This window comes from Mangrovibacterium sp., assembly GCF_041596335.1.
Taxonomy (GTDB): Bacteria; Bacteroidota; Bacteroidia; order Bacteroidales; family Prolixibacteraceae; genus Mangrovibacterium.
Window position 1 is genome coordinate 165,443 of sequence record NZ_JBFHIT010000005.1, and the last position, 12,612, is coordinate 178,054.

The 12,612-nt window shown below is 43.6% G+C and carries 8 protein-coding genes; 4 read left to right on the plus strand and 4 right to left on the minus strand.

Going from position 1 to position 12,612, the window contains the following annotated elements:
- The first annotated feature begins 10 nt into the window (after positions 1-10).
- Positions 11-1,645, plus strand: coding sequence for a hypothetical protein (locus ABZD21_RS03600; protein WP_372772960.1), 1,635 nt, complete (start codon positions 11-13; stop codon positions 1,643-1,645).
- 669 nt (positions 1,646-2,314) lie between these two features.
- The gene (locus tag ABZD21_RS03605) at positions 2,315-3,841 is read left to right on the plus strand and encodes a Dabb family protein (protein ID WP_372772961.1); all 1,527 of its coding nucleotides are present in this window, start codon (positions 2,315-2,317) and stop codon (positions 3,839-3,841) included.
- Between the two features lie 247 nt (positions 3,842-4,088).
- Here ABZD21_RS03605 and ABZD21_RS03610 read toward each other — a convergent pair whose 3' ends face one another.
- The 3 genes from ABZD21_RS03610 to ABZD21_RS03620 all read right to left on the minus strand — a co-directional run bounded on the left by ABZD21_RS03610 (position 4,089) and on the right by ABZD21_RS03620 (position 7,926).
- Positions 4,089-5,006: a hypothetical protein gene (locus tag ABZD21_RS03610; RefSeq protein ID WP_372772962.1), complete on the minus strand. Its 918-nt coding sequence runs from the start codon at positions 5,004-5,006 to the stop codon at positions 4,089-4,091.
- A gap of 26 nt (positions 5,007-5,032) precedes the next feature.
- Positions 5,033-5,560 (minus strand): hypothetical protein, encoded by a 528-nt coding sequence (locus tag ABZD21_RS03615; protein ID WP_372772963.1) that lies wholly within the window; start codon positions 5,558-5,560, stop codon positions 5,033-5,035.
- Between the two features lie 77 nt (positions 5,561-5,637).
- Positions 5,638-7,926, minus strand: coding sequence for a hypothetical protein (locus ABZD21_RS03620; protein WP_372772964.1), 2,289 nt, complete (start codon positions 7,924-7,926; stop codon positions 5,638-5,640).
- A gap of 632 nt (positions 7,927-8,558) precedes the next feature.
- Between ABZD21_RS03620 and ABZD21_RS03625 the strand changes: the two genes are divergently transcribed.
- The gene (locus tag ABZD21_RS03625) at positions 8,559-10,508 is read left to right on the plus strand and encodes a tetratricopeptide repeat protein (RefSeq protein WP_372772965.1); all 1,950 of its coding nucleotides are present in this window, start codon (positions 8,559-8,561) and stop codon (positions 10,506-10,508) included.
- A 222-nt stretch (positions 10,509-10,730) separates the two neighbouring features.
- Here ABZD21_RS03625 and ABZD21_RS03630 read toward each other — a convergent pair whose 3' ends face one another.
- A complete protein-coding gene (locus ABZD21_RS03630; RefSeq protein WP_372772966.1) occupies positions 10,731-11,924 on the minus strand; it encodes an RICIN domain-containing protein in 1,194 nt (397 codons plus the stop codon).
- Positions 11,925-12,097: 173 nt separating this feature from the next.
- Here ABZD21_RS03630 and ABZD21_RS03635 point away from each other — a divergent pair, with 173 nt between their 5' ends.
- Positions 12,098-12,481, plus strand: coding sequence for a hypothetical protein (locus ABZD21_RS03635; RefSeq protein WP_372772967.1), 384 nt, complete (start codon positions 12,098-12,100; stop codon positions 12,479-12,481).
- The last annotated feature ends 131 nt before the right edge of the window (positions 12,482-12,612 follow it).

Consider the following 12,612-nt stretch of genomic DNA (forward strand, 5'->3'; position numbering starts at 1 on the left):
ACAAACGATTATGAAGATACTATTTTCAACATTACTTTCTCTATTGGTGATGTTCACAGCATTTTCTCAGGAAATAAAAGTGGATGCAAACCTGGAAGGCGAAAAATTTGAGCACTTGTGGAGTAAGTGTGTAGGTGCAGGACGAGCAAACGAAGGACTTCGAGCCGGTTGGCTCGAACAATTGGAGTTGGTACAGCAAACCTGTGGTTTTGAAACGGTTCGTTTCCACGGACTTTTTCACGACGATATGTTCCCCGTTTTGGAGGAAAAAGGCCAAACGGTGTACAACTGGCAATATATTGATGATCTGTTCGACCGGATGCTCGATTTGAATGTGCGTCCGTTTGTTGAGTTAAGCTTTTTCCCACCCAACATGGCAGCCGAAGATTCGCAGACCGTATTCTGGTGGAAAGCAAAAACAACTCCCGGATCGGACTACCTCGAAAAATGGCATGACCTGGTAAAAGCCTTCACCGCGCATTGTGTCGACCGATACGGAATTGATGAAGTTCGCTCCTGGTATTTTGAGGTGTGGAATGAGCCCAACCTGAGCCGGGCATTTTTCGATGGTACCAAATCGCAGTATTTCGCTTTGTATAAGGCTTCGGTACAGGCTGTGCGCTCGGTCGACAGCCAGCTGAAAGTAGGCGGGCCATCAACCAGTAACTTTGTGGCCGACGATCGTTATGAAGGCGAACGCGAAGACACCAAGGGGTTCACCAAAACATTTACAGCCGAAAACATCAACGAGCTGCAATGGCGGGGAGTCTGGATTGAAGATTTCCTAAGCTACTGCGAACAGGAAAAACTTCCCGTTGATTTTATCAGTTGTCATCCTTATCCAACCGATTATCCGCTTGACCCGCGCACCGGCAAAGGAAAGGACTTTTCACGCTTTGTACAATCTACGGTCATCGACATAAAATGGCTGAACGAGGTTGTTGCCAAAAGTGCATACCCTAATGCCGAATTGCACCTGACCGAATGGAATACCAGTCCGAACAGCCGCGATGCCATGCACGACTTTTTACCTCCGGCAGCTTATATTGTTCGTACTAACCTCGAATGTATTGGGCTCACAAATTCGCTGGCATTCTGGACATTCACCGATATTTTTGAAGAAAAGGGCGGGGCTGCCAGTATTTTCCATGGCGGTTTTGGAATGATAAACTTCCAGGGTTTGGTGAAACCCTCGTACCATGCCTACCGGATGCTTCACGAGCTGGGCGACGAAAAGCTATTCAAAAACGATTATCTGTTTGTTAGTCGGAAGTCGGGCAATAAAAAGTTGGTCGCATTGGCTTACAATTACCCCGAAGATCATTACAATGCGGTGCCATCAAGTATCAAAAAGATTGAGAAGTACGAGGAAGGCGCTACCCGGCAGCTCAACTTCACGCTTTCTGATTTAAAGCCTGGCACCCAGTTTACGATTGAAACCCTGGATAAGGATCATGGAAATATTTATAATGAATGGGAAAAAATGGGTAAGCCTGAACCTCCAACACGTGAGCAGATTAAGGTGTTGAAAATGGCTGCCAACGCCCTTCATACAGAAATTGTTGAGGCTGATGCCTCAGGAAAACTGACTATCAATCGCGAGATGTCACCCTGGAGTTTGGTATTGATCAGGCAAATCAACTAAGTAGTTTCTGTTTGAAGATCCATCATCGGTTTAGATATTAGATCCATCGTGGCTTTCTTGCGTTTTCGTGAGTGATTTTACCCGCTGCATTTCGGCCTAAAGGCTCTTTTCCCGAATGCAGTGGGTTTTTTTGTTTTTTCTTTCGACGCCAGTATTCCGGAACAAGTCTATTGAACCGGATATATTCGTGCACCAGTTTGCCGGTCTTTTACCTGGTCGGAAGGTAGGGGGGGCTTGTACGGGCGATTTGTGGCTTCGTATATAACTTTTTAGCCTCCTTCAAATCAGGCACCGTAATTCCAATATGCTCGCTGTTTTTGGTTGAGTGAACGTGTGAGCAAGAATGACAAGGCCTTAGGAGTAAGAACCATGGACTGAAATCGCGGGCAGCAATAGCTACCTCTCATTTCCCTATACAGCGTCCAAAGCACAAGAGTTCTGCTCCTGCCACTCACTTAAATTGTGTGCCCAGACACTAAACAGTCCATCTGCCAATGGTGCCAAAACAATACAATATTGGGGGGCTAATCCAAAGGTTAACATTCATTAACTGAAATGGCAAACGGTCCTTGCTGCATTCTGATACCTTGTGCGAGCATTGGGCTTTGGAATAACAAATAAGCCAATTCGTTGTTACAATACACCGCGTATAAACAAATTCAACAGATTATGAATAGCATGAAAAGCTTAATCCTTGTAGTCCTTTTAGCATGGTCTCAAATTGGATTCGCACAGGATTCTGACAACCTTACGGTTTACCGAACAGATTTCAAGGATGTTTCGGGCAACAACACGGTATCTATTACCAGTTACGAAAAAAATGGGAAACATTATGTATATGCCGGAGGTGAAGGCGACATTGATGTATTTAGCCTCGATACACACGGAAAGTTAACCCATGTAGAAAATCAGGAACTTTATAAAAAGAAAGGTCCGGCAAGAGGAATGGTTGCCGACAACATTAAAGGAACTGACTACCTGTTTGTGGCCAACAAATACGGAGATGCCATCGAAGTATTCGAAATTCTGGACAATGGCGCGTTGGAACAGGTGTTTATGATACACGACACTGAGGATATTCACATTGGTATCGGAATCACCTTGCAGGTAATCCATATGAAAGATGCTTCCTATCTTTTTGCAGGAGGTTTGGAAGACGCGCCGGGCCTAAGTTGTTTCCGGATCCATGAGGATGGAAAGCTTACCCACGTGCAATCGATGAAAGATGATGACAACATACATACCGATGGCATCATTGGTATGTTTGTCCACCAAGTTGACGGAAAAACCTTTTTATACACCGGTGGATTTCAGGATAATGGAGTTAGTAGCTTTCGGGTATATGATAATGGAAAGTTCAAAAACATCAACAACATCAGCGATAACACGACCGACAGGTTCTTAACCGGGACCTACCCTGTTACAGGAGCCACCATTGGAAACAATCACTATGTTGTTGTGGGGCACCGTCATCATAAATATTACACCCGAGAGGGCTTTATTAAAAAGACTGATTTTGTGTATCATGGCGATGCCGTTACAGTTTTTAAAGTCGGTAAAAAAGGAGAACTTATCCTACACTCGGTTTTAAAAGACGATGAGCAGACCAAGTTGCAAGGGCAGACCAGAATCGAAGTTGTCTCGGTAAACAACACCGAAGCGATCCTGGCAGTAGGCACACGAGACGATGCCAGCATCCAGCTATGCAAACTGAATGAACAAGGGATACTTAGCCCGATAAATTACCTGGAAACCGGATTCCCGATTTATTACGGCTTAAGGTCGCTCAGAATTGGCGATGACGATTTCCTCGTTGCAGGTTCCATTGATTGGGGATTTAAAAAAATTGCGGCCTATAAGCTTGGGCCTGTCGATCCCGCTACTTCGGGTAAAGTGCTTAGGCATGTAGTTGGGTTTAAGTTTAAAAAAGATGCTCAGCCTGAGAAAGTCAGCGAAGCGTTGGCGATGTTCGAGAACCTCAAAAACGAGGTGCCCGGAATAAGTAAGTTGGAATGGGGATTAAACAACAGTACAGAAGGACTTAGCAAAGGATTCGAGTATTGCTTTACGATTTCCTTTAACGACGTACATGCCCGAGAGGTGTATGTGTTCCATAAAGCGCATTTAACAGCAGGTAAAAAGATAACACCACTCCTGGATGACGTTTTTGTAATGGACTATTGGACTGAAGAATAATAAGTGAGCATTGGCAAACAAGTGACGATCTTGCGGAACTCCGAATCAAAGCCCTCATTGCCTGTTAATTCAGGCCTCTTTTCAGGTTCCGCTTTTTGTCCGCAATGGCAGTTTATTTATGCCACCAATCTTATTGCCAAACAAACACCAATACCGAATTTTACACGATAAGAGGCAGGCCATGTGAAAAATAGCCTGCCTCTATATTTGTTTATTCTATATCATGCAAATGCATCGATAGAAGTATTTAGAAATCGGCAAATACAGGCTCATAGCCCATGGCCCGGGCGGCATCCAGCAGCTCCATGTTTTTTCTCATACGCATCTTGATGTGAAAATCGGGCTTGGCATCGTAATATTCCTGTGCTTTCGGAAAATTCCCGAGCAGCTCGTAACACAAGCCTACAGCCACCGATAGCTCAGGGGTTTTTTCGGCCTCATACAGCTTTTGCGCTATCCGGCCGGCGTCGGCATATTTGCCTTCTTTCATCAGGTTGGCGTAGGTCTTATACTCTTCACGCAACACCTTGTCCTTAATTTTAACATCGGGCAGGTTCACCAAAGCTTTTTTGCGATCGAGAAAGTATCGATATCCCCCCATTGTCCAGCGGATTTCGTCGTCAAGCTGTTTCTCCAGTTGCTCAACCTTATAGTAATCTTTGCCGGGTTTCAACACACTTTCCTTCAATAAATGGATCGTATCTACAACTGCAGGTGATCCGTCTTTGTATGTATAGTTAAGTATAACCATCAAGTCGGCAAAGTTTTTCTTCTCGCTAACAAAATAGGGGAGGTTAGGTGTGCCGGCAGTAACACTTTCGCGGTAAATGGTTTCGTACACATCAGTGCCGGATTCATAGACGTAGGTTCCTTCAACCACCATTTCGGCATCGCTTTCGTTCGTTACCGGGCTGCTCCAATTCCTGCTGAGCCATGATATTTCGGGATCGGCAGGTTGTTTCCAGTACTTATCTATAAACTGTTCAAGCACCGGGTTGGGCGTGTCGCCGATCTTGCTAATCCCTTTAAAAAAATAGGAATTACGGTTAAAGGGGGTGGTTTGGTATTTTTCCTGATTCAGCGTGTAGCTAGTTATTTCAATGCTTTGCCCCAGCGCAAAAATTGCCGGGAGGCATAGCAGTACAAAAAAAAATAGTCGTTTCATGTCTGATACTTTTTGAAGTGAGAACATCAGTTATTGCCTCCGGCCCAAATCAGTTGCCAGTGGGTAGCATGTGCCTCGTCGGCCTTTTGATATTTACCGCTGTCATCAATAGCCAGAAAAACGTTGCGTTCGTCCACGTGCCGAAACACTACCAGATTCTCGATCACATAAGGTTCCCACATGTAGCAGGCCTTAAAGGTTGCCAGGTACTTGCGGGGCGAAAAAAATATTTCGTTCTCATCGCGGTTGATGTTGAGGGCAAACGCATCACCCCCAACTTGGGTGTTTAAAGCCAGAATACGGCTTGCCCTAACCACCGTTAAGCCAATTTCGTTGGTCGGCAATGTGGTAAAATAGCACGTTGGCATGGGGGCATCGACATCATACTGAACTGGTTCTTTGGCCATCACGTAACCGGTTGCCGGATCGACCAGGACAAACGGTTTCAGATTATTCAGTGCTTCGTCGGCCAGGGTGGTCACAATTGTTTTCATTTGTGCAGAACCAGCCAAGGCATAAACCAGCAGGCCAATCAATACAACAAATCGTTTCATTGTATAAAATTTAAGGAATGGTTATTAAAAAAAGAGAGTGAAGAACCATGTGCTCCACTCTCCATAGGCCGAAAGGCTTAATATTTAAAGGTACGTTCTGCGGTGTAAGGGCCGACTTTCATCTTCACCCAGTTACCCTGATCGTCGTATTCAAACTGACAATCCCAGGCTGCACCAACATTGAATTTGAACGTATCGGTTGAAATGGTTGGTTTTGGACCATTCAAAGCAAGGACATACTTATCAACAAAAGACATGGTGTTCTTTGTTTTTTCTTCCAGCTCAATTTTTCCATCCATATTGAACTTGAAGTCAACCTTTGATGGGTTGCCTTTGTCATCCATTGCTGCAAAATTGATACTGCGTACCATTGGTTTTGCGCTCAGACGTTGAACACGTCCTGACAATGCCGCTCCAAAAGAGGTGGTTACATCGCCTTGCCAGTCCCAAGAAGTCATAACGCCTTGCTCATTGATATTTGCTTTTACAAGGAAATTACTGTGCGTATCAACCCGCTTAGGTTCTACTCCCACTGAACTCAACATTTCTTTAAAGAAGGAATTGGTACGGTAGTAGGCGGCTTTTCCGGTAAAGTACAGGTTACCGTCGAGGTCAACTTTCAATTGCACCTTTTCGTCGGAACCTTTATTGCCAAAGAAACCGGCATTCTTGGTGATATTATTGGCTAGCCCGAAGGTTTGTTCGGATAAAGGATCGTTGATTGAATTAATGCCGGTGAAACGAGCTTCAGACATGATCTGGGCCCAGATACCTGCGTCGGTTGAAATGCCGGTGTATTTGTTGCTCTCATCATACTGGGGCATGATGTCTCGGGTTTCCATTTTCACTTTCGTTCCGTCGTCGGCAACAGCCTCCTGGTCGGCCGCCAATTCTTTGATCTGGCGTTTTGAATTAAACTTGACGCGATACTCAATAGGAGCCATTCCTTCTTTCACAACAGTTGCCTTCATATCTTTGGGCGATCCGGCAAAATCGTTCAGCGGGAAGAATTGGTAGGGGTAGTCAAACTCAAACATTTGGCACAACAAGTCATTAACAGCGTAGAAATCAACAAAACGTTTCAGGTCGCGGTTGATGGCCGTTAACATGGCCGGGTAGCGATTGGCTCCATTCGGATAATAGTTGACGAAGCATTTGATATTGTTGTACTCCTGGTACTGTTTCAGCTCGGCAGTTCCCAACGTAGAAGAACCAAATTTGGCCTTCATTTCCTTTTGGATTTCCATCCGTTCTTTCATTCCGGCTTTCAGAAACTTATTCCAGTATTCCATTTTACCAAGAGTAGTCTGAATTTGCCCGGTATATTGCTTGTAATAATCGGCTGCTTTTGCGGCATCTTCAAGCCATGCATAACAAACCGAAAGGTTATGCAGCGCAGCCCATCTCTCTTTTTCATCTACCGATGGCAACACTTTTTCCATTTCATCGGCAAATGCTTTTACGACTTCTTTCTCCTCTGTGGTCAGTACCAACCCTTTTTTACCTTCGAAAGCCGCCAGTGTAGGTTCAATCATCTTTTTCGAGTCTTTTGATGCTTTGATCACCGCCAGTTTAATGGGCGCAAAGAATTGTCCAAAACCGTAGCGAGCATAAACCGCTGTACGAACCGCGTTGTAGGCTGCATTGGTACCAATTTGGTAGTGAATTGGCACTTCATCTTCCAGATCACCGGAAGCTAAAGCCTGTGCCTGTTCTCCAGCATCTTTTTTTGTTGCGGCGAAACCTGCACCGATACTTCCTTTCAGGGAAGTGGCCGGAGCCGCCGGTTTGTATTTCTTGGTTTTCGCTGTTCCCTCCAATACTCCCAGGTTCTCTTCCAGGATCACGTTTCCGCGTTGATCAACTACTTTGTAGCGGCAGTTCACATAGTAGGGAATGTCGTAATAGCCGTTTTTATCGGGCGAGGTGGGCATCGATGCACCTGGAGATGGGTTTTCTTCATTGTAAACAAAGATTTCCACATTGACCCGCTTTTCTACTTCCTGCGGCAATAAAACATAGTCGGGAACAAAGTTCCAAACACCGAAACGCCCTTTGTCATCCTTGTAAGCATCCAGCATTTTATTGAGGCTGGCTGTTACATCGATAGCTGAATTGGTTGCCCCGGCAAGCGCGTCGCCCAAGCCGCCTAATTTGGAGCCGAAACCAGAGATTTTCGACTGGGTTTCTTCCTTTTTGGCTTCTGCCAACACATTATCGTTTGATAGAAACACATCGGCATTGGTAAACTCGATACCATTGCCTGGAGCCTGGAAATAACTGACTGTTTCCGGTCCTTTCAATCGTTGGGCTGAGGCTCCCAAACAAACTAGAAGAAACAATGCAATAATTGATTTCTTAATCATTACTTTTCTTTTTGGGTTGTTAATTATGGTTGATTTAACTAAAAAAATCTATCTGTCTCATGAACCAGCAATAGATGATCGACACTACGATTGCCTTCCATTTAAGGTGCTGATATTTCATTATTAAGATTTAGTGATTGTTGTTAGTGATTTTTCTCTTATCAAATTCTCCACACTGAACCTACCATTCTAGCTCGAAACTCGACCTCCCTGATCGCACAAAAAACAGTACGAATGAATTCCCCAAATGAATTTAACATTCGTTTTGGCAAGGACGAGTCAAAGCGAAATAGGATTTACATTGTTAAAAAACCAGTTTTAAATAATAACAAATGCTCTATACTTCCCGACTTCATGGCAATCCCTTAACAATAGCATGAAAAGTACTTTCAGGCGTCGGGGTGTAAACCTTATAGGCTTGGTAAATGTATACATACCACCTTCGTCCGGCAATCGAACTTAACGATTTTAAAGTATCCGGAATGATTTTTTATATTCCCGGAATTGTGAATTTAGACTCAGTAAGTGTCATCAGTTAAAAACAACTTATGTATATTTAACCCCGTAATAAAACCAATGCCCATGTGCTAAATAAACTCCAATCCGGACCATGCAGCACATCCAAATATTCTATGATGAAAGCAGTTTTCACTTTTCTACTTTTGCTTTTAATCTTCGGTTGTGTTAATCATTCCGATTCGACTATCGATACTAGCATTGACCAGCTATACCAGGAAGCAAAAAATAATGCTAAGACTTTAAATGAAAAGCAGGATCACTACTGTAAACTAGTGGAAGCGTATCTTGAGCGAACCGACAAGCCGGAATCGATAGCCAAGCTTGAACACATAAAAGCTTTAAACTACCACAAAAAGCGAGAGCTAGACAGTGCGCTGGTTTGTTTTGATCGTGCACTTTCGGTATTAAACAGCGACTCCGAACTCAAATACGACCTCTTAATTAATGCAGCCCGCGATGCTGCTGATCTTACGCTCCACGAGCGTTTCGAAATTTATCTGTCAAAGGCAGAAATGCTGGTTAAAAAAATTCCCAATCCGCAATATCAGGCCGATTGTATAGGTGCACGTGGAATTTACCATATGAATGATCAAAAGTACAGTCAGGCCATCCCTTTCCTCGAGAAGGCCGACAGTATTTTAGCTGCAAACAGTATTACGAACAACCGGGATTATTATCACTATCTGATGGCAACAAGCTATCGGTATCAGAAAAGCTACGCTCAAGCATTTGAGCATCTGCTGAAAAGCAAAGAGATTTGTTTGCAAAACCGGAATACCTTTCAATTGTTGCGCGTTTATAAGAGTTTGGCTGTTTTATATCGAAAACAAAAACGATACGATGAAGCCATCAAATGGCACGAAAAAGAACTTAATCTAGCCAGACTATCCGAGGCTCCCAGCGAGATTAGGGCGGCCTACGAAGGTCTTGCTATTGCCTACACTGAAATGAACGATTGGACAAGTGCGGAATACTTTTTCAACCTTTCACTTGAAGAGGCGATAAAAACTGATAATGCGGAAGCCATTGGAGTGGCATTGACGAATATGGCCAACTTCAGCAGTCGAAGGGGAGACGACCAAACTGCCATTCGATATTTTAAGGAAGCTCTGGAGCATAAACAAAAAGCACACGTTTCGGGATTTTCTCTCATGCGCAGCTACTTGTTTTTGGGGAAAGCATACGCAAATTCCGGACAACGAAGCCTAGCCAGGGAGACCTTTGAACAAGCGCGGCCTCTGGCCGACTCGATGGAGTCTGCTCATTGGAAATCGCTGCTGTACAAAGAAATTTATGAACTTTACAAAGTCGAAGAAAACTACCCTCTGGCGATTCAGTATATTACTGAATACCTGAACCTGAGGAACGAAGCCGATAACCAGGAATCCGAAAAGATTCAAAATGAGCTAATGGTAAAGTATGAAACCCGGGAGAAAGACCAGCAAATAGCTTTCGAGCAGCAGGAAGTTAAAACCGCCCAGCGCATTAGTATTGGCGTTACTTTGCTATTGGTTTTGATTGTCGCAGTTGGAGTTTTGCTTGTTTTAAATAAAAGGATTCGTGATTCGGCTGTTCAAATCATTTACAGACAACATCTGCAATCTCAACAAAAACAAGAGTTCATTAACCAATTGATTAAAGAAAAAACAATCACCCCTCAAAATAATAATCGGGATAATCATCTGCTAAACAGTTTGATTCAACTGTTGGAACAGGAAAAAATCTATCGTCAGCAAGATCTTTCGCTGGAAATATTGGCAAGTAAACTTGGCACCAATAACACTTATGTCTCGCAGCTTATAAACAAAGAGTTCGGCTGCAATTTCAATTGTCTGATAAACCGCTACCGTATTGAATACTGCAAGCGAATGATTAAAGAAAAATCTTCCGAATCGCTACTGATGAAAGAAATCGGCTTTGAAGCGGGCTTTGCATCTCAGTCAACCTTTTACAAGGCTTTTAAAGACGAAGTAGGAATCACACCACTCCAATTTCAACGAACAATGCTTGTCCGGGGTGCGGAATCATCTTTGGACTGCGATCTTCTGCCCAAAACGATTTAGTAGTTATTTCCGGGATCAAACTTGCAGACTACTGCTTTGCTTAAGCTTGCAAACACCATACATTTAAAATCTTTAAATCCCGTTTATAACGGGATTTTTTGTTTTGTAGCTGGTGGCTCCGGTTCTCATGAGAATTGTGAATCAAGTAATCAAAACTAAAAAAAGAAAGGCGCAAACCGTTAACCAGTCTGCGCCTTTCATGTTTATATTCTGAGGCAGGAACTATTTTTGTGATAGTTCAACTAAGGTTTTATAACGATGTAAACGCTCTTTTTGATCCATGTCGCCATTTCTGATCATTTCCGAAGTCGGTCTGCCCGGGTTGTAAAAATCAGCTGTAGAAATGACATTGAAGTTTTCTTCCAACTGATCTTTAAACATGATGGCGTAATCGTAGTTTACCTGATAGCCTGTCCAAAAATCATTTGTCATTACGGCTGGTAACTCTTCTTTCCGATATCGAACAACATCGGCATAATCAGTAATCAGGTAATTCGCTTCAACCATCAGTTTTGCTTTACTTTCAGCAACTTCCTTGGTAATTTTTAACCGGATGTTCAGCGGTTTCATATCCGCTCTAACGGGATCATTGGGGCGGGCTACAGGAATTTCAGTGGTGATTACACCTCCTGTCTCATTAAATACCTTTCTGTTTTCCCAAACGATATCCTTACCAGTGCTTTTGTCTGGAATAAAGGTCTGCTTAGTCACGGGGTCTATTAAACACCATTCAGAAAAACTTCCTTGATGATCGTCCCAAATATGAATGTTGCTGCCGTTCTTATTTGAACGTCCTGCCAAACATGCTATGAAACCATCGTAGTTATATATTTTGAAACGGCCGTTACCGATATGTTCGAAACGGAAAAGTTGTGAAGTTGTGTTTACATCGCTCCACAAGTGCAGGTTGTTCCCATGGTTTTGCATCCGGGTTTCGCCTGCTTGGTTGTCGAGAACCATCTTTTGTCCACCGGGCAAGGCCGATTCAATTTTAAAGTAGCCCGGATGGCCCGCTGCCGGCACAATTTTAAAGAGACGATCAGCTCCTTCATCCATATCCCAGCACTTAATGTCTAATCCATTTTTTCCTTCTGATGGATGTCCGGGAACGTCCCAACATCCACCAGAATTCTGTCCGACATTCATGGCCGATTGTATCCAAAACATCTTTTGAGGGAACTCTAGAGACGGGCGCTCAACCAGTCGATTTTCAGTAATCCAGATTTTCGCTTTCCCTTTTACTGAAGGCAAAAGTTGGTTCATTCCTTTTTTCACCATATCAGCTGTGCTGGGCATTTCATACACTTTATCCACCAGAGATACAACCCCGTCGGGTGCACCAAATGCTTTTAGCCCTTCATGTACCGCCATTTGTTGAACTGCCTGTCCATCGGCCAAAAACGCTGCTCCGTTCAATGCAGCCTGAACATTGTTGCTCGCTCCCAGTTCGGTTCCGCTTTCTGCAGCCAGACTTAAAAGTCCGGGAACGTTTTCCCATTTACTTTGTTCCTCGTCCAGGTTGGATCAGTTTAAATTTCCGGTGGAGTAAAAATTATTATCATCTTTGCTTTCATTTTTTTTTATCGATAATGAAGTCACAGCAAGATCAACATAAAGCATTGGTGGAAGCTTTTCTTCCTAAAGATTTATTCCAGTATTTTGAGATAACCAATGTTAGTATTAGCGAGGAGCAAATTCAGGTAGATTTGGATGAGCTAAACAATCCGCCGTCTTCTCATGCGAAGATAAAACTGGTGTCCAAAGGTTTTCATGCTCCGGTCATTATTCAGGACTTTCCGATACGGGAAAGAGCCGTTTTTCTGCACGTTCGAAGACGTAAATGGAAAGAAGAGCGCACAGGCAAAATAGTTAGCAACAGCTGGGATACAGCAGCAAAAGGCACGCGTTACACAAAAGGTTTCGCGTCTTTTTTAAAAGAAGTATTTGGACAATTACCCCATCGGCAGCAATAGCCTGGAGAAGTTTTACCACATTGACGGGGATCAGCTGGGGCAGCAGTACAAAGAACATTTAAGCGACTACAATTGCTGGGCACAGCGGCCTCATGCCGATGCCTGGATGATTTTCCCTGAGAATATTGGCA